Origin of the sequence: Brevibacillus sp. 1238 (assembly GCF_029892995.1) — a bacterium.
Classification (GTDB): domain Bacteria; phylum Bacillota; class Bacilli; order Brevibacillales; family Brevibacillaceae; genus Brevibacillus; species Brevibacillus parabrevis.
Genome location: NZ_JARXWC010000016.1, coordinates 82331 through 99943 on the forward strand (window position 1 = coordinate 82331; position 17613 = coordinate 99943).

Consider the following 17613-nt stretch of genomic DNA (forward strand, 5'->3'; position numbering starts at 1 on the left):
AGTTGTAACTAAACAAGTTACATCGGTTGCAAAAAAATAATGGCCTGGGCTTGCTCGTCTTGTTGTAATCATTTTAGTTACAACCAAGTCATCTGTCAAGCATGTATTTTTTGTGCAAATGAAAAAGCACCCGCTCTCGCAGATGCTCGTTTCCTTTTTCGTTACTTTTGTTTGGTCGGTCCTTGCCAGGTGACCAGTCCACCCTGAAGGTGCGCCATTTGCGTAAAGCCGTGTTTTTTCAGGATTTTCGCCGCTTGCTTGCTGCGCATCCCGCTGCGGCAGTACAACAAAATATCGTTTTTCGGGGAAACTTCCTTCACCCGGCTGTTCAACTGGGACAGAGGGATGTTGACGGCTGTAGGAATATGACCCTTCTTGAACTCGTGTGGCTCGCGCACGTCAATCAGCATCACCCTGCTTTTTTGATTCACCCGCTCCTTGAATTGCTCGGCTCGCAGGTTTTCCAGCCCTTTTACAGGCATGAAGCGGGAAATCAAATACCAAGTTGTCAATGCATACACAATAATAAGCAAAATCGTCGTGAAGTCCATTTGAACATCCTTCCTAGTGAATTAGCGACTTTTCACCAACAGCTCTACCGCTTCTTTTACCATCTTGCTTGTGTCGCCTCCGAGTGCCTGCTCCTCCAACAGACAGCGCTGCAAATTCTCCGCTACGATCTGCGCGATTGCCTTGTCAGACGCGTTGCGGACAGCAGATAGCTGGGCGACTACTTCTTTGCAGCTTTTTTGCTCGTCCATCATTCTCAACACGCCACGGATTTGTCCTTCAATTTTTCGCAAACGTCTTTTAATATCGTCACCGTAGTTGTAATCCATGTGAAGTCCTCCCGTTTTTAGGATCGCGGATACGTATACAGGTATATTATGCAAAAGACAGGCTTTGTCAAGCAAGCCTGTCTGCTTTTCACCTCTTAAATAAAGAGGTTCACCTTCGCCTGTGTCGCATCGCCCAAGTAGGCTGCCACGCCCGCGTACTCCATTCCGTCCAGCAATTCTTCCTGCTGCAAGCCCAGCAAATCCATCGTCATCGTGCAGGCAACCAGCTTGACTCCTTGCTCCTGCGCCAGCTCGATCAGTTGGGGCAGCGTCAGGGCATTGTGCTTTTTCATGACATGCTTGATCATTTCCGGGCCCATCCCCAGCATATTCATTTTGGACAACCCCAGCTTCTGCGCCCCTCTCGGCATCATCCAGCCAAACATTTTCTCCAGCCAGCCTTTTTTGACTTTGACGATCTCGTCCTTGCGCATCGTGTTCAAGCCCCAAAAGGTAAAAAAGATCGTGACGTCGTGATCGTAGGCAGCAGCCCCGTTCGCTATGATAAAAGCCGCGATCGCTTTATCCAAATCGCCGCTGAAAAGAACAATCGTCGTTTTCTCTTTCTGGTTTTCCATCGTTAAGCCCTCCCGTTAAATACTGTTACTCCTATAGGTATAAAAATGAGCGAAAAGAAGCCGCTCTCGACTCTCCATGCTTCTTTTCTCACTTACAAAATATCGCTCCACACTTTGATCGCCGTAGCGCAGATCAGCACAATCAGACCGTACCGCAAATATTTGACATCGATCTTGGCGCTGACCACACTGCCCAAAGGCGCACCCAGGACACTGCCAATGACCGTAAACAGGACCGGAACCAGCGGAATATGTCCCGCGTACAATTTGCCTGCGACACCACCGATGGCGGAAATGAATACGATAGCGAGTGACGAGGCAATCGTGACGCGCGTAGGAATCTTGAGGATCGTCAGCATGATCGGGATCAGGATGAAGGCACCCCCCGCTCCGACAATTCCGGAGACAACACCTACCACAAAAGCGATCGGGATGGCGACGAACCGATTGTAGACGATCTCTGCTGCCTGCTCCTGAGTCCCTTTGTTTTTCTTCAGCATCAAAATGACCGCTACGACAGCCAATATACCGTAAACGAGGTTGATGCTGTCACCAGACATGTATTTGGAAGCCAGGCCACCCAACAAACTTCCTGCCAGGATGCCGATTCCCATATCTCTGACCAGTCCTTTATGCACCAGGGGCGACCCTTTGCCATTTCGCTTGCGAAAAGCGATTACCCCTGACAGCGAAGCAAAAAAGACCTGGAACATCGAGATCGACGACACCTCCTGAGCGGAGAAATGAGCCAATCCAAGGCCTGCCGGAACAAACAGCAGCAATGGATAATTGATAATCGCTCCGCCAATCCCCAGCATCCCGGAGAAAAAGGAACCGACAAATCCTAGAGAAATCATGAGTAAATACAGCAAGACGTCCATATGCCCTCCCCGCATTCTCCGCCCAAATCGCACAAGAATGCCGTAGCCACTTTTCAAATGCGCATTTTTCAGGTACAATAAAAACCAAGTAAATAACTATGATTAAGGTGATTTAAATGGTTCGTTATTTAAAAGCCATTTTTCAACATCGCTGCCCTGTCTGCAAAGAACCTCTGCGTTCTGTGCGAAGCCACTTGCTTTGTGAAAAGATTTGCCCGAACGGCCATTTTCGCGAAGAAACCTACCCCGACCTCGGCGTTCGCATTGTATATGAAAATAAGGACTAAGCGAACACTTCTGCATCGTGCCCGCTTAGTCTTTTTCTTACAGCTTTTTCACCAGGAACTTGTATACGCCGTTCTCCAACTCATGAGACACCAGTTCGTTTTTCGACTGCTTCACCCATGCCGTAAAATCATGGAGCGACCCTTTATCGGTAGAGAGCACTTCCATGGTCTGTCCTGGCTGCAACGTATCCAGCGCTTTCTTCGCTTTGACAATCGGCATCGGGCAAGCAAGACCTTTTGTATCCACAACAACATCTGCCATGTCGTTTTCCCCCTTGTTGATTTTATTTATCGTGAACCGCGCAACGGTTCGGTCCCGTTTCCATCTCGCGCTGTTCTTCTTCATCAGGCTTCAATCTGCCCATGTTTACTTGACGAATTTCCTGATAGGCGTTTGGCTGCGGCGGCAGCTCCTCGGTAACCGTGCGTCTGAAGTCGCCTTCATCGGCGATGTTCAACCCCGGATTGTTGCGGTACAGATCGCCCAAACGTGCTGAGACAACGCCGTTTGTTCCCAGCTCCACATAGCTGCCAAAATGCGCGGGCAGTACCAGGAGATCTTTTGACAGCTCCTGATAACGATTATACAGGGTGTCACGCAGGTCTCCCACCCAATCTTGCGCTTTGCCAGCCAAATCCGGCCGCCCGATCGATGCCACAAACAAAATGTCGCCTGTCAAAAAGTAGGTGTCATCTACAATCAACGACGTACTCCCAATCGTATGTCCCGGGGAATAGATCGGCAAAATGGAGATGCTCGTGCTGCCGACTTGAATGCTTTTTCCTTCCTCCAGCTTTTCGTAGGCAAAAACGACTTCTTCCGCGTCCTTTTCCGGCAGCCAGTAAGTAGCTCCTGTGCTTTCGGCGAGCTTTCTGCCACCGGAAATATGGTCGGCATGCAAATGGGTGTCGATCGTATGTTTGATGGACAAGCCATGCTCTTTGGCAAAAGCTTCGTACACGTCTGTCATGCGCACCGAGTCAACGACAGCTGCTTCCTGACCGGAGACGATCATGTAGGACAAGCAGCCTTTGCCTATCCGGACGAATTGATAAATTTCCCCGCCGTCGCGCAAATCCCCCACTTTGACAGGCGCGAGATGCTCGCTCCACTGCTTCATCCCGCCTTCGAGGTAGTACACGTCATGAAGTCCGGCATCCGCCAGTTGCTCCGCTACAAAAATCGAGGAGCCTTCCTTGGCGCAAACGACCAGTATTTTTTGGCTGGCAGGAAGCTTCCCGACGACAGCCTCGACTCCATCGATCAGCTCGAAGTACGGCACATTGATGGAGTCTACCCGATGGCCTTCGATGCGCCAGTCTTGGTAATCCTCCTGGTTGCGCACATCAAGAATAAACAGCTCCTCCTGGGCAAACAGCAATTCAGTCAAATCATGCGCCGACATTTTTTGTGCCTTTCCTTGTTGGTTGCTCATTGCTTATCTCCTCCTCACTGTTTTTCTACCGGGCCAACCCAGCGGGCCATACCCGGCACGACGTTTTTTACTCGTGAAAAGCCTTTGTCGGCAAGCAGCCGGCAAGCGAGATCGCTGCGATTGCCGGAACGGCAGATGACAAAAATGTCCCGATCGGTCGGCAACTCAGCCAATCGCTGCTCCAATACCCCCATAGGTATCGATTTGGCCACAGAAATACGCTCGAAGGCATATTCGGCAGGCTCCCGCACATCGATAAGCGTAAACGGCTCGCCGGATTGTAGCTTCGCTTGAAGTTCTTCGTTCGTGATCGTATGCGGATATTTCGTCTCGGCCTTCGTCTCCTGCTGGCTTGCTTTTCTAAGGAAATGCTTCAAGACTTCTCCCTCCTGAACGGTGCCCAAATACTGATGCCCTGTGCTGTTTGCCCAGCCTTTCATGTCAGCCAGCGAGCCTTTGTCAGTCGCTTGCACCTCCAGAACCTGGCCGGGAGCGAGTTGCTCCATCGCCTTTTTGGTGCGAACGACAGGCATCGGGCAAGCCAAGCCTTTGCAGTCCAACATTTTATCAACGGAAAAGCTCGGTTGTGTCGCAGACATGTTGTGTTCCCTCCTAAAGATTTGCGATGTATTGCAATGGGATGGTCGGTGTTTTGTTTTATACGTATACCCCTATAGGTATTATAGTATGTAGCGAGCTTCTCTTTGTCAACAGGAAATTGAACTTCTTCTTCTTCGTCGATGCTTTGCTTTCCAGGTTGTTTGGCGGTTGGCATGCGGCGGATATCGGCTGGCTATACGTGAATCTCTTTGTGTGACAAAGCAGGTGGTCTAGTCGTCCCCTTTTTAGAGCGGCAAAAATGTTTAAGTTACTTCCACGGAGGCACACGATGAAACTGACGGACTGCATTAAGGAAAAGAAGCTAAAAGCAACGGAATTGGAAATATGGGGGCCTTATTTGCGCAAAGAATGGGAGAATCAGTTTGCCTCGCATTTGTCTGAGGAAGAAAAGCAAAGGATTAACCTGAACCGTCGTGGCGGCTTCCAAGGCTATCTGTGGCACTTGTTCAGCTATCGGATGCGGGACTGTCTTCAGCGGGAAGAAGCGGATCAAGCTTTTCGCCAGGTGTCCGGCGAGTCTTGTTATGTGTTCTATCAGCTTTCCAACAAGGTGTGGATCATGGAAAGCCCGTCGCAGCTATCTGTAGAGGATTTGGCAGAGGAGTGCGATGTGTATGTCGTCGACAAGCAGTTTACGTGGACGTATGTGAGGACTCATGAAAAGGAATGGTGCGGGCCTTATTTTTGCAGGAGATGATGATGCAAAAAAGACAGTGTTGAACTCACTGTCTTTCTGTCCTTTAAAAAGCATTAGATTTGAGATCGATTGGGCAATAAATAAAATAAAAAAATTCCCTCAACGATGGAGAACAAATCGTTGTAATAATAATTGGGGAAACGTGTTTGATTGGTCAATTTGGCATACTCTGGCGGGTGGACATGATACGGTTCCGTTGCTGTCTGATACGACTCATCTTCGTGTGGCTCGCCATGATACTTACCCAATACTGTTTTATCGTCCGCGGCAATCCAATCGTACCAATATTCTTCGATGCACTGTTGTTTATTCAGCTTTTCCGTTACATATAATTTGGAGCTGTCAGAGAAGACAATGGTTGCTCGTTGGGCGTATATCGAACTTGGCATGCCTGTACTGTCGGTATTCCGTATGAATTGTATCGCATGACCGAAAGTCTTTTTTAGCACCTCCAAATTTGTAGCAGGGTTGCCGATCATAAATCCCCAATCTCTTTAAGCAGAGACTTCCATTCTTTCCCTTCCCTCGCCCAAATCCAATCCTCGGAATCATCTGGATTTCCTTTTTCGACAACTACTTCGTGATACGGCTTTCCGTAACGTTTTTCATAAAAATCTATCGTCTCTACGATAAAACGGATGCGATGCAAATTTCCATCTTGGATGGATGTCAACGTCTTTTCTATTTGTTCTTTTTGCTCATAAATCTCTGCAAATTCCCGTACAGGTATTCTTTCTTCTGAAGGTGAGACCCACAATGTGTTTTCAGATATGCGAGCTTGCTTGTTTCTCTGAGAGCGTTCTACGCCGATAAAACGCCCTGCGTAAATCCAGTTATTTATTGTCGTAATGCTGACTCCGAAAATTTTCGCCAACTGGCCTGTTGAATACGTTCTCCCAAATTCTTCTTCTTGAGCAACATGCATCAATATTGCCCCAAGCTTTTGCAAATCTTTTTGTATTTCAGCATGAATTGTCTGATTCGGATATTGGTCGAGAATTTTCTTTACCTCGCTCTGGAGCTCAACCGATATTGGTGTCGTTTTTTTTATGACATTAAACAGCACTTTGAGAGTAGCTTCAGCTTTTTCCGGATCGCTGCCTACCTCTGCAATAACACGTTCAAATGTTTTTCTTTCTGCTTCACTTATAGCCATATACGTCACCTCACTCACCCCCTATTCTAATCAAACTGCAAGTAAACTACAAGAAAAACTGCAACACAACTGCAACCTTCTTTTCTCAATATAGTCAAGGCTTTGCGCAATTATCCCTGTTCTCCACTGCCTTTTTTGACAACAAAAAATGACCCAACGGAATTATCCGTTGAGCCACTTGTAAGCGGAGAGAGTGGGATTCGAACCCACGCACGCCTCACGACGCCTAACGCATTTCGAGTGCGTCCCCTTATGACCACTTGGGTATCTCTCCATGAATGGTTTGTCAGAAACATTATTAACTATAGCAAATCCGCGCGAAAAGTGCAAGACTCAACTTGTACGCTTCCCCTTGATTTGCTCGCCGCATTAGGCCAAACTATTAACAACACGAGTCAGGTTTTTTTGACCAGAGGAAAAGTGAGGAACATACATGAAACGAGAACGTTTGGACAAGGTGCTGGCGAATATGGCGTTTGGCACGCGCAAGGAAGTGAAAGCGCTGGTGAAGCAAGGGCTGGTTGTTGTGGACGGCGTAGTCGCAACCGATCCTGGCATGCACGTCGTAGCCGAAGAACAGGAAATTACTGTGGACGGAGAGCCGATCAATTTCAAGCGCTGGGTGTACGTCCTGCTGAACAAACCCCCTGGGGTAGTTTCCGCTACTGAAGATAACGTGCATCAAACTGTAGTCGACCTGCTTCCCTACGAGTGGGCGGTCAAGGTTCACCCGGTAGGCAGACTGGACATCGACACAGAGGGCCTTTTGCTTTTGACCAATGACGGACAGCTCTCCCACAGCCTGCTCTCCCCGAAGAAAAAAGTGGACAAGGAGTATTTTGCCCGCATTGATGGCATCGTTACCGAGCAACACGTCCGGGAATTTGCCAAAGGCGTTGAGCTGGAGGATTTCACTACCTTGCCTGCCAAGCTGGAAATTCTCTCGTCCGGGGAAGTCTCCGAGATTCGCGTCACCATTATGGAAGGAAAATTTCATCAGGTCAAACGGATGTTTGCCGCCTTCGGTCTGCATGTCGCCTATCTGCAACGCATTCGCATGGGCCCGCTCCATCTCGACCCGGCACTCGCTCCCGGCGAATACCGCGAGCTGACCGAAGAAGAACTGAACCTGCTGCAAAATGTAAACAAATAATACGTCTGCCCGGCATGTTACGTAAGAAACAGTACCGGGCGATGCCCGAAAGACAGTTGGATCACTTTTGATCTGACTGTCTTTTTTTGCGCAAGCCGCGGAAAAAATCTTTGAGCATCTGGGCGCACTCGTCTGCCAGGACTCCTTCCACCACCGGAACCTGATGATTGAAGCGCGGCTCAGCAAGCAAGTTCATCAATGTCCCGGCACATCCTGCCTTGGGATCGCCTGCGCCGTACACGACCTGCTCGATGCGGCTCTGCACGATGGCACCCGCACACATGGGGCAAGGCTCCAGCGTGACGTACAGTGTGCAGCCGATCAGCCGCCAGCCGCCCAGTCGCTCGCTCGCCTCGCGGATCGCGATCATTTCCGCGTGCAAAGTCGGGTCTTTTTGCGTTTCCCGCAAATTGTAGCCGCGGCCGACGATTTCCCCGTTGCGGACGATGACTGCCCCGATTGGCACTTCTCCGATCGCCGCTGCTTTTTGTGCTTCTTCCATCGCCGCTCTCATATATTCTTCGTGTTTACCTGATTCCATCACGATTGTAAAAACTCCTTTATAGATGTTTTCCGATTGCAGCCACACATAATAGCCGCTTTCTTTTTCCCGGTCAATTCTCAGCTTGCTCGCAGGCAAGGCGCCACAAGCGCGATTCCATTCACCGGACATTCGCCGCATAAAAACAGACGCGTGCCGATCAAAATGTTGATTCGCGAAGTTTTTGTCCATACCTGTTCACATACTCTCTGCCAGATTACATACATTAATGATGTACGGAAGATGTTTGTAATTCACAGATAGCCTCTATCTGGAGGGATGCGAGTGGGCTTAACCTCTGCAAGCACGTTGTTTGATCGTTTTCACAGTCCGACGAGAGGACAGCTGGCAAAAGAAGACGTATTTTCCCACATTGAACAAACCATCTCGTCGATGGCAGGTCCATTCGAGATTATTGTGGGTGCCGATTCCCAGCTGAAAAGTCGCGGAACCTTTTTCGCCCTGGTCATCACGGTTATTCGACCCGGACACGGTGGGACCTTCTTTTATCACAAGTTTCAGGAACGCCGTTATTCATCCTTGCAGCAGCGCATTTTCCAGGAAGCCATGTACGCGGTAGGCTTGGCAACTGAAGTCCGCCAATATTTGCGCGATCATCAACTCGATACTCCGATACGTCTGCACTTTGACATCGGTGCCAACGGGCCTACCCGCAAGTTTATCCAGGCGTTGCTGAGTTTGGCTGAAACCAATCACTTCCGGGCGGAAATCAAGCCAAATTCTTTCTGTGCTTCCACGATTGCCGACAAGTTTACCAAGTAGTGAAGATCTTGATTCTTCCTTGAACAAAGCGTGCAGGCGGACTGCTTCTGACGCATCCGCCCGCTTTGTTTGAGTTCTTTTCCATAGGCGGTTCACGTACTTCTGGACAAGCAGGGGGAAATCCTGCTGCCAGAATCAGCGAAAATACATATACTCTCTTCTATACTCAACCATAACTTTCCGATGCAAACAGGGTGATTGACAACGCTTGTGAAGCTGAGCTATTATAAGCATTAATTGAAGCGTTTTCACAAGGCGTGTTACTGGTAATGCAGGCATGAGCCGAGAAGATCTTTTTAATTGTTAAAAAGGTTTTTTCGGCTCTTTTTTGTTTAAAGGTGGTGGAATGGCTTGTCCCGTGAACAGGAAAAAACATATGCGATTACGCGTGTGTTGAACCATAATGTCGTACTTGTGGAAGAACCCGGCACCAAGCTGGAAATTGTGCTGTTCGGAAAAGGAATCGGATTTGGCGCAAAGCCTGGGAACACCATCCCCGCCCATGACCCGCGTGTGGAGAAGCGCTTCAGGCTGGAAAATGAAAACCATCAGAAACAGTACCAAACGATACTCAGTCAGGTCGATCCTGCCGTGGTAGGAATAGCCGAAGAGATTATCGCGCTTATCGCCAGTGAAATTACCCCGCAACTTAACGAACACGTCCACGTCGCCCTGCCCGACCACATCCAGTTCGCCATTTACCGCCTGCGGAATGGCATGGAGATCGTGAACCCGTTCCTGTTTGAAATCCAGACGCTCTACACCAAAGAGTACACGCTGGCAAAACGGGCTGCGGACATGATCAAGAAGGCATTCGACCTGGATATTCCAGATAGCGAAATCGGTTTTCTCGCCTTGCACATTCATTCGGCGATCAGCTACCTGCCAGTGAAAAAGGCCGTTCAGTTCACGAATGTGATCAGCGAACTGGTCAGCATGATCGAGCAGCGGACAGACAGAACCATCGAGCGAAGCACGGTCGATTACGTCCGTCTCATTACTCATCTGCGTTTTGCTGTAGAGCGCATTCGCCAGCAAAAGACCATTCACAACCCCTTGCTGGACCGGGTCCAAACCACGATTCCGGAAGCATACGAACTGGCGTCCGAGTTGGCTGCCTATATCTCGAACCGGCTGGAAGTCATAGTCCCGGAAGACGAAGTCGGCTACATGGCCTTGCATGTTTATCGGTTGTTGCAGCAACAGCCTTGAATCAACAACTCAAAATCGATGATAATCCTGCGTGTTACTAGCTCGACTAGGCATGAGCGGTGAGATCATACGGACATAGTAAGTATGTCGTCGTATGCTCAGACCGTCTCATGCCTATTTTCGTTCAGACGCAAAAGGAGGAACTTATGCTACGCAATCTGTTTTCCCGTAAAAAACAACAACAAGAAATCACCTTTCTGGCTCCTTTGACCGGAAGTGTTGTCCCTTTGTCGGAAGTACCCGATCCCGTATTTGCCGGGAGAGTCGTAGGCGATGGCGCAGCGATTTTGCCTACTGAGGGCGTCTTGTACGCTCCGGTTGACGCAAAAGTCACCCATCTCTTCCCTACCCATCATGCGATTGGCTTGTCGACCGACAGCGGTCTGGAGCTGCTTATGCATATCGGGATCGATACCGTGAAATTGCAGGGCAAAGGCTTTACCCCCTTCGTCTCTGTCGGCGACCAGGTAAAAGCGGGCGACAAGCTGATTCAATTTGATATCGCCGTATTGCAAGAGTCCGGATGCCCGATCGTTACCCCGATTGTCATTACCAACGGCGATGTCGTTGCGGAAAAGAACGTCGTGGCGCAAGGAAATGTCGCAGCTGGCCAGCAGCCGCTGATGACAGTCGTCCTGAAATAACCGGATTGGACAAAGAAGCATCTGTTTGGGGGAGGTACACATGATTCAGTTTGAAGTAACAGTCACGGTAGAGGGCGGGCTTCACGCTCGTCCCGCCGCTCTTTTGGTCAATCGCTCGGCGCAAACCCAATCGAAAATCACCCTGAACAAAGGGGAGAAACAAGTGGATGGCCGCAGCATTTTGGGGATCATGACCTTGGGCGCAACCCAGGGCGACAAGCTGCTCGTATCCGTGGACGGCGCTGACGAGGAAACGGTGGCAGCTTCCATTCAGCAATTGTTTGAGCAATCTTTTCAGAGCTAATTCGCAGCGAAAGAAGGTGAAGCAAACATGTTAAAAGGAATCCCGGTTTCTTCCGGCATCTCGATCGCCCCAGTCGTCATTTTGTCACACGCTGCCCCGTCCGCTCCCGCGCAAACTGCGCCAGCAGACACGAGCAAAGAGCTGGAGCTGCTCGCCAGAAGCGTCGAGCAAGCGCGCGAGCAGCTGGAAAAGCTGAGAGAACAAACAGAAGAGCAATTAGGCGCAGAAAAAGCAGCGATTCTTTCCGCGCATATGGCTTTTCTGGAAGACCCGGCTTTTGTCGGGGAAATGTCCTCGCTGATCGAAAACAAACAGTTGGCTGCCACCGCTGCTGTGCAGCAAGTATCTGACCAGTTCGTCGGCCTGTTCGAAAGCATGGATGACGCCTATATGAAAGAACGGGCAGACGATATCCGCGATGTAAGCCGCCGCTTGATCCGCAACCTCTCAGGCACAGACGAGGAGGCAGTTTTCCCGGAGGAACCGTTTATTTTGGCGGCGTGGGATGTCACCCCTTCGGAGACGCTTCAACTCCCGCTCGCATCTGTACGAGGCATCGTCACGGTAAAAGGGGGCGCGACCTCGCACGCGGCTATCCTGGCTCGTTCTTTGGGGATTCCGGCGGTCATGGGAGCCGGAGAACAGTTGATGGAAAAAGTCTCTGCCGGAAGCTTGCTGATCCTCGATGGTGCCACAGGCGACCTGATTGTTTCGCCCGACGCGGAAACGTTGGCGCGCTACGAGGAAAAGGCCGCCAAGGAAGCAGCTGAACGCGCTGCCTACGCGGCATTGAAGGATTTGCCTGCGGAAACGACTGACGGACACCGCGTTCACTTGATGGCCAACATGGCGGTTCCCGAAGAAGCAGACGCGCTTGCCGCATCTGGCGTAGAAGGCATCGGCCTGTTCCGCTCCGAGTTTTTGTTCATGGATCGCAGCACTTTGCCCGACGAGGAAGAGCAGTTTGCCGCCTACAAGCAAGTTGCTGTAGCCTTTGGCGACAAGCCGGTCATTATTCGTACTCTCGATGTTGGCGGCGACAAGCATTTGCCAGCGCTTGAGCTTCCCCAGGAAGACAATCCGTTTCTCGGTTTCAGAGCGATGCGCATTTCCTTGGCCCGCCCGGAACTGTTTCTGGTTCAACTACGAGCGCTATTGCGCGCCAGTGCTTTTGGACGGCTGCTGATCATGTTCCCGATGATTTCCCACCTGGGGCAACTGCGGGAAGCCAAACGTTTGCTTGAACAGGCAAAAGCCGAGCTGCGGGAAAAAGGCGTCGCCTTTGACGAGCAAATCTCAGTCGGCATGATGATGGAAATTCCCGGTGCCTGCCTGCAAGCTGACGCTTTTGCCAAAGAAGTCGATTTCTTCAGCATTGGCACCAACGATCTCGTGCAATACACGCTTGCGGTCGACAGAATGAACGCGAACGTTGCCGATCTCTACAGCTACTACCACCCTGCGGTACTGCGGCTTATCTCCAACGTCATCGCCGCTTCCCACCGGGCAGGAATCTGGACGGGGCTATGTGGAGAGATGGCTGGCGACCCGCTCGCTACCGAGCTGTTGCTTGGCATGGGCCTCGACGAGTTCAGTGGTGCCGCTTCGGTTATGCCGAAGGTCAAAGAGCGCATTCGCAACACCAGTATGGAAAAAGCGCAGCAGCTGGCGGAGCAAGTTCTTGCTCTTGCGACTGTGGAAGAGGTTGTGGCGCTTTTGCAAGACAAAACCGAATAAACGGTTTTGTCCCTGCCTATTTGAAAGCGATTTCAAATTCATTTTCTTGATCAGAACAGCTTCTCTCCGGCCAATTCTCGTGCCCTCATCTCTTGCATTCATCCGGAGAGCAGCTTTTTGATAGACATCTCATTCTAAGGAGGTTTTTCCTATGCTCGCCTTTTTGCAACGGATTGGGAAAGCACTCATGCTTCCAGTCGCCACACTGCCTGCTGCGGCGCTTTTGCTCCGCTTCGGCGCCATCAACTACGTGACCGAGTTTCATCTCGGAGAATCGGTTGGTGGATTTTTGAACCAGTATATCGCGCCATTTTTGTTTGCAGGCGGATCTGCGATTTTTGACAACTTGCCGCTGATCTTCGCTGTCGGTGTTGCGATCGGACTCGCTGGGGATGCCGTAGCCGCCCTGGCTGCTGTGATCGCCTACATGGTGTTGACCACCGTACTTTCCAAAGTCCCTGCAGCCATGCCGTTCATCGCAGACGACGTCAAGCTGAACATGGGTGTCATTGGCGGTATTTTGGCGGGCGGAGTCGCTTCCTATTGTTACAACCGCTACCATAACATCAAGCTGCCGGAATGGCTCGGATTCTTTGGCGGCAAACGCTTTGTACCAATTGTCACTTCGCTTAGCATGGTCGTCATCGGTCTTGTTTTCGGGATCATCTGGGGGCCGATTCAGGACGCGCTCAACAGTATGGGTAACTGGATTGTAAGCCTTGGCGCTCTTGGAGCAGGTCTGTTCGGCTTCTTTAACCGTTTGCTTATTCCATTCGGTCTGCACCACGTACTCAACGCCATTGCCTGGTTCCAAATCGGTGATTTTACCGATGCAACTGGCAAAGTCGTACATGGCGACTTGCATCGCTTCTTCGCCGGAGACAAATCTGCCGGCATGTTCATGACAGGCTTCTTCCCGATCATGATGTTCGCATTGCCAGCAGCCGCGCTTGCCATCATTCATTCTGCCAAGCCGGAAAAGCGCCAAGCAATCGCTTCTGTCTTCATCGGTACCGCGCTCGCTTCGTTCCTGACAGGGATTACCGAGCCGCTTGAATTTGCATTTATGTTCGCTGCTCCAGCGCTGTACGTGCTTCACGCGATTTTGACCGGGGTTTCCGGGTATATCGTAACGGCAATGGGAATCAAGCACGGATTTGGCTTCTCCGCTGGTCTGATTGACTACGGGTTGAACTTCCCGCTTTCCACCAATGCTTGGTCGATCATCCCGATCGGCTTGGCGTTCGCCGTCGTCTACTACTTCCTGTTCCGCATCCTGATCGTCAAGTTCAACATCAAAACGCCGGGACGAGAAGACGATGACGCCGTTGAAACTACAACTGCCAGCAGCAATTCGACGCAAGACAAGGCGCAAAGGGTACTCGCTCTGATCGGCGGAAAAGAAAACGTCATCAGTGTTGACGCGTGCATTACCCGCCTGCGTCTCGTGCTGAAGGACGACAAAATCGTCAATGAAAAAGGGCTGAGAGATATTGGCGCAGCAGGCGTAATGAAGCTGGGTCAAGGCAGCGTGCAAGTCGTATTCGGAACACAGTCCGAGCTGTTGAAGGACGAAATCAAGAAACTGTAACGTCGAACCAATAAAATAGGCCCGGGGCTGGCATCTGCCGTACCGGGCTTTTTATTATGGGCATGAAGCCTCCTCGTATGAATGATGAAGTCTGATAAGTCCTGCCTTATGAACCCGACACAAGAGGCACATCTTTTTTAATAATGTGGGACATTGGAGCTAACGAGCACTTTCTCTGGGGGGAACATCGCTTGTTGCTCCAGCTCCAACTCAAATCGTACCAACCGATCCATAAACGCTGTGCACGCCGACTTGCTGTAAGGTGCCATCATCTCTATTTCGTACTCCAGCGTTTTTTTCCATACTTCCAGCTGCCTCTTGTTCGCCTCCCGCGCTTCCAATCTACCCACCCCTTATCTAATGTATCTTTGCTAAAACAACAAAAAGATAATCATGAACAACTCGTGCAAGCCACACTTGAGTTTCTTTGCCAAAATAGGCAGATGGTTCGCCTTGAAGTCGTATTCGCCTTTTTCGTATTTCAAATACGTGGAAGCATTGCGAAAACCAAGTGATTCCGCCATTTCTTGTAGCGTAAGCTTACACTCACTTCGTCGTTTTGCGATAAAGGGGAGGTTCAGACGCTCCATATCCAGCTTCCCTCCTTCTTTGCAGAAATGGCAAATATTTATAGTTACATGATATCGTTTCAATTTTAGCAAAGTCAACACATTATTTGTCATTTTAGCAATATTGTTTTTTCCGTTATGGAAAATTGTTAGAATGAAATTGCCAAAAACAAAAAGGTGGTTTCACGATGTCCATAGTCGGTCAACGCATAAAGTGGCTGCGCGAGCAAAGGCAATGGTCACAAATTCAATTGGCTGAAAAGCTCGGCATCCATAACACAGTTTTGTCGCGAATTGAATCGGGCGAAAAGAAAGGCGTAGATTTTCACTTGATTTCCAAAGTCGCTGACCTGTTTGATGTCTCGACCGATTACCTTCATGGAAGAACAGATAACCCGACGCCATTCTGGCGGCAAGCATCCGTTCGGGAGACGCCCGTCCCTTTTCTGGATATTGACGGGCTAACGGAAGAGGAGCTTGTTGAGATCAAACGGCACATCGAATTTATAAAGTGGAAGTCAAGACAAAGTGAGACACAAGAAGACAACTAGACGCACATAAGAAGAAAACCCCTGGATTCAGGGGTTTTTTGCATGTATCTCGGTAAGTGCAACCTGAACCCCGTCAACAGCTTGGACAAGGTCTTGCTTTGCAACTGTGTATATTCTGCTCTACTCTACGCTGTGATCTGCCATATCTGCGGCATCAAGCTCGATCCAGCTCTGGGCCCACGATTCGATCCCTTTGATCACTGGCTCCAGAGCCTTCCCCATCTCCGTCAACGAATATTCTACCCGCACCGGAGCTGAGTCCGTAAACACTTGCCGATGTACAAGACCTTCCTTCTCCAAGTCCTTCAGCCGTTCAGAAAGTAGCCTTCCGCTTACGGGCAAGGCCCCTTCCAACGCACAGAAGCGCTGTGGTCCAGAAAGCAGCTGGTATAAGATTAGCCCTGTCCACCGTTTCCCCAGCAGCTGCATCCCTTTTTCAAACTTAGGACAGAGGGAAGACTGTTTCATTGGTATCACCTCATTCTCCTTTCAGTATACCGCTCTTTCTGCATTCCATCAAAATGAATGATTACTTTGTACCTAATAATCTGCACTTTCCAACGTTTGTAAATTTTCCAGATCGTATTGACATAAATAATAATTAATGTATACTTACTAACAAAAAGTAACTACGTTACTGATATAAACTAAATCGGAGGTCATTATACATGGAAAATCGTTTTGAGTGGAGCGCTTTGATTTTACGAATTGTGGTAGGTCTTACTTTTGCTATCCACGGGATTGCCAAGTTCCAAATGGGCTTGGACAATGTCGCCGGATTCTTTGGCAGCCTCGGTCTGCCTGCCTTTATCGCTTACTTGGTTGCGTTCCTTGAAGTCGTCGGCGGGATTGCCCTGATTGCGGGACTTGGCACACGTATCTTCTCTGCCGCCTTGGCTGTTGTCATGATCGGTGCCATTGCCAAAGCCAAGCTGGCGGCCGGCTTCATGGGCGGAGAAAGTGGCGCTGGCTATGAGCTGGAGCTGGCTCTCTTTGCGATTTTGATTGCGCTTAGCATTAGCGGCAGCTCGAAGTTTGGGCTCGATCACATTCTGTTTGGAAAACGATCTGTAGAATAATGAAAAAGCCAGCGGAAGAACTGCTTCCTGCTGGCTTTGCTTTTTTTTGCTATCCTAATCCTGTGGAGACTCATCGAGCATTTTTTTGTTGATGATCCTGATTTTCTCTACAGGCGAGTGTTCGTCCTTCGCACTGATAAATACGGAGTTTTCCCCCGCTTCATAGTACAGGTCAAATTTTTCGTCTACCATGCTTTGTCCTTGGGCAACGGGCGTTCCCAGCTGCTGGCGAATCACATTGAGGTTAGTCTGATTCAAGTGTTCCCCGGCCAGATCGATCGCATAGACGCGGTTTTTCCCATCAAAATAAACAATGCCGCCGGAAAGATTTTCAAAAGCTTGATAACGTCCGCCATCGTAATAATCCTCTTTGATTACACGCCCGTAAAGCTCGATGACCTCTTGCTTGGTCATCCCGATCGCTATGTCGAAACCGTTGATTTCGTTACTGGCGAGCTGCTTCAAAAAGTTGCCATCGATAATGATTTTGGAGCCATTCGGTGCGTCATCTGTTGTTGTTTCATTTCCTTCTTTTGCTTCTTCTGATCCCTGCTCCGTTTTTGTCCCTTCATCTTGAGGGGCCGGATTCGGCTGTTGCTCTTGCTTCCCTGCTGACGGTGTGTCTTTCGATGCGACAGGCTCGCTTGCCCCGGGCGAACAGCCGATTACCAACATACTCGCTGCAATCGCCACATAAATAAATCGTTTCAACTGCCATTCCTCCTGTATTCCTTCACATAAAAAATTGAGGTGATACTAATGCGTTTCTGGCTGCTGTTCACAATCATTTGTGTGGCTATCTTGCTGGTTGGAGTGTTGATTGACTGGCGTGCAAAAAGGAAGAAACAAACCTTGCTCATCGACAAGGACAAAAATCACTCGATCGACGAGGGCTACGACCCAAGAAATCGCGATGATCCTATGTAAAGTAAGACGCTGTAAATGCTTGTTACG

General features: G+C 49.8%; 24 protein-coding genes and 1 tRNA gene. 11 read left to right on the forward strand and 14 right to left on the reverse strand.

Annotated features, from left to right (window positions below):
• Positions 1-161: 161 nt before the first annotated feature.
• From M2298_RS25100 to M2298_RS25130, 7 genes are all read right to left on the reverse strand, one after another.
• On the reverse strand, positions 162-551 hold the full coding sequence (locus tag M2298_RS25100; RefSeq protein ID WP_063230290.1) for a rhodanese-like domain-containing protein: 390 nt from the start codon (positions 549-551) through the stop codon (positions 162-164).
• 21 nt (positions 552-572) lie between these two features.
• Complete coding sequence (locus tag M2298_RS25105; RefSeq protein ID WP_063230289.1) at positions 573-839, reverse strand: metal-sensitive transcriptional regulator; 267 nt, start codon at positions 837-839, stop codon at positions 573-575.
• A gap of 95 nt (positions 840-934) precedes the next feature.
• Entirely contained in the window at positions 935-1417 is a 483-nt protein-coding gene (locus tag M2298_RS25110) for a DsrE/DsrF/DrsH-like family protein (protein WP_122966053.1), read from the reverse strand.
• 92 nt (positions 1418-1509) lie between these two features.
• Positions 1510-2298, reverse strand: coding sequence for a sulfite exporter TauE/SafE family protein (locus tag M2298_RS25115; protein WP_122966054.1), 789 nt, complete (start codon positions 2296-2298; stop codon positions 1510-1512).
• Positions 2299-2622: 324 nt separating this feature from the next.
• Positions 2623-2847, reverse strand: a complete 225-nt coding sequence (locus tag M2298_RS25120; protein ID WP_122966055.1) for a sulfurtransferase TusA family protein — start codon at positions 2845-2847, stop codon at positions 2623-2625.
• 22 nt (positions 2848-2869) lie between these two features.
• Complete coding sequence (locus M2298_RS25125; protein WP_242773335.1) at positions 2870-4021, reverse strand: MBL fold metallo-hydrolase; 1152 nt, start codon at positions 4019-4021, stop codon at positions 2870-2872.
• A gap of 14 nt (positions 4022-4035) precedes the next feature.
• Positions 4036-4620 (reverse strand): sulfurtransferase TusA family protein, encoded by a 585-nt coding sequence (locus tag M2298_RS25130; RefSeq protein WP_173598005.1) that lies wholly within the window; start codon positions 4618-4620, stop codon positions 4036-4038.
• 290 nt (positions 4621-4910) lie between these two features.
• On the opposite strand from M2298_RS25130, the gene M2298_RS25135 reads away from it, so the two are divergent.
• Complete coding sequence (locus tag M2298_RS25135; RefSeq protein ID WP_280649219.1) at positions 4911-5339, forward strand: DUF4275 family protein; 429 nt, start codon at positions 4911-4913, stop codon at positions 5337-5339.
• Positions 5340-5392: 53 nt separating this feature from the next.
• On the opposite strand, the gene M2298_RS25140 is transcribed toward M2298_RS25135, so the two are convergent.
• From M2298_RS25140 to M2298_RS25150, 3 genes are all read right to left on the reverse strand, one after another.
• The gene (locus M2298_RS25140; protein WP_173597994.1) at positions 5393-5818 is read right to left on the reverse strand and encodes a toxin-antitoxin system TumE family protein; all 426 of its coding nucleotides are present in this window, start codon (positions 5816-5818) and stop codon (positions 5393-5395) included.
• Positions 5815-6504, reverse strand: coding sequence for a MerR family transcriptional regulator (locus tag M2298_RS25145; protein WP_173599948.1), 690 nt, complete (start codon positions 6502-6504; stop codon positions 5815-5817). The genes M2298_RS25140 and M2298_RS25145 overlap by 4 nt, the downstream gene beginning before the upstream one ends.
• Before the next feature lie 176 nt (positions 6505-6680).
• Positions 6681-6769 (reverse strand) — tRNA-Ser (locus tag M2298_RS25150).
• A 159-nt stretch (positions 6770-6928) separates the two neighbouring features.
• Between M2298_RS25150 and M2298_RS25155 the strand changes: the two genes are divergently transcribed.
• Positions 6929-7648, forward strand: coding sequence for a pseudouridine synthase (locus tag M2298_RS25155; RefSeq protein ID WP_122966061.1), 720 nt, complete (start codon positions 6929-6931; stop codon positions 7646-7648).
• Between the two features lie 61 nt (positions 7649-7709).
• Here M2298_RS25155 and tadA read toward each other — a convergent pair whose 3' ends face one another.
• Positions 7710-8189, reverse strand: coding sequence for a tRNA adenosine(34) deaminase TadA (gene tadA / locus M2298_RS25160; protein WP_217023333.1), 480 nt, complete (start codon positions 8187-8189; stop codon positions 7710-7712).
• A 279-nt stretch (positions 8190-8468) separates the two neighbouring features.
• On the opposite strand from tadA, the gene M2298_RS25165 reads away from it, so the two are divergent.
• The 6 genes from M2298_RS25165 to nagE all read left to right on the forward strand — a co-directional run bounded on the left by M2298_RS25165 (position 8469) and on the right by nagE (position 14460).
• Positions 8469-8972 (forward strand): ribonuclease H-like YkuK family protein, encoded by a 504-nt coding sequence (locus tag M2298_RS25165; protein WP_217365347.1) that lies wholly within the window; start codon positions 8469-8471, stop codon positions 8970-8972.
• A gap of 351 nt (positions 8973-9323) precedes the next feature.
• Positions 9324-10184, forward strand: coding sequence for a glucose PTS transporter transcription antiterminator GlcT (gene glcT / locus M2298_RS25170; protein ID WP_122966062.1), 861 nt, complete (start codon positions 9324-9326; stop codon positions 10182-10184).
• 146 nt (positions 10185-10330) lie between these two features.
• The gene (locus M2298_RS25175; RefSeq protein WP_242773344.1) at positions 10331-10828 is read left to right on the forward strand and encodes a PTS sugar transporter subunit IIA; all 498 of its coding nucleotides are present in this window, start codon (positions 10331-10333) and stop codon (positions 10826-10828) included.
• 40 nt (positions 10829-10868) lie between these two features.
• Entirely contained in the window at positions 10869-11132 is a 264-nt protein-coding gene (locus M2298_RS25180; RefSeq protein WP_063230279.1) for an HPr family phosphocarrier protein, read from the forward strand.
• A gap of 27 nt (positions 11133-11159) precedes the next feature.
• Complete coding sequence (ptsP, locus tag M2298_RS25185; protein ID WP_280649220.1) at positions 11160-12869, forward strand: phosphoenolpyruvate--protein phosphotransferase; 1710 nt, start codon at positions 11160-11162, stop codon at positions 12867-12869.
• Between the two features lie 151 nt (positions 12870-13020).
• Positions 13021-14460, forward strand: coding sequence for an N-acetylglucosamine-specific PTS transporter subunit IIBC (gene nagE / locus M2298_RS25190; RefSeq protein ID WP_173598000.1), 1440 nt, complete (start codon positions 13021-13023; stop codon positions 14458-14460).
• A 371-nt stretch (positions 14461-14831) separates the two neighbouring features.
• Here the strand turns inward: nagE and M2298_RS25195 are convergent, their stop codons facing one another.
• On the reverse strand, positions 14832-15050 hold the full coding sequence (locus M2298_RS25195) for a helix-turn-helix domain-containing protein (RefSeq protein WP_122966066.1): 219 nt from the start codon (positions 15048-15050) through the stop codon (positions 14832-14834).
• 167 nt (positions 15051-15217) lie between these two features.
• On the opposite strand from M2298_RS25195, the gene M2298_RS25200 reads away from it, so the two are divergent.
• The gene (locus tag M2298_RS25200; protein ID WP_122966067.1) at positions 15218-15580 is read left to right on the forward strand and encodes a helix-turn-helix domain-containing protein; all 363 of its coding nucleotides are present in this window, start codon (positions 15218-15220) and stop codon (positions 15578-15580) included.
• A gap of 120 nt (positions 15581-15700) precedes the next feature.
• Here the strand turns inward: M2298_RS25200 and M2298_RS25205 are convergent, their stop codons facing one another.
• Positions 15701-16048 (reverse strand): winged helix-turn-helix transcriptional regulator, encoded by a 348-nt coding sequence (locus tag M2298_RS25205; protein ID WP_122966068.1) that lies wholly within the window; start codon positions 16046-16048, stop codon positions 15701-15703.
• A 200-nt stretch (positions 16049-16248) separates the two neighbouring features.
• Here M2298_RS25205 and M2298_RS25210 point away from each other — a divergent pair, with 200 nt between their 5' ends.
• Complete coding sequence (locus M2298_RS25210) at positions 16249-16659, forward strand: DoxX family protein (RefSeq protein WP_122966069.1); 411 nt, start codon at positions 16249-16251, stop codon at positions 16657-16659.
• Between the two features lie 54 nt (positions 16660-16713).
• On the opposite strand, the gene M2298_RS25215 is transcribed toward M2298_RS25210, so the two are convergent.
• Complete coding sequence (locus M2298_RS25215) at positions 16714-17370, reverse strand: hypothetical protein (RefSeq protein ID WP_233454141.1); 657 nt, start codon at positions 17368-17370, stop codon at positions 16714-16716.
• A gap of 48 nt (positions 17371-17418) precedes the next feature.
• On the opposite strand from M2298_RS25215, the gene M2298_RS25220 reads away from it, so the two are divergent.
• Entirely contained in the window at positions 17419-17586 is a 168-nt protein-coding gene (locus M2298_RS25220) for a hypothetical protein (RefSeq protein ID WP_167470366.1), read from the forward strand.
• Positions 17587-17613: the final 27 nt, after the last annotated feature.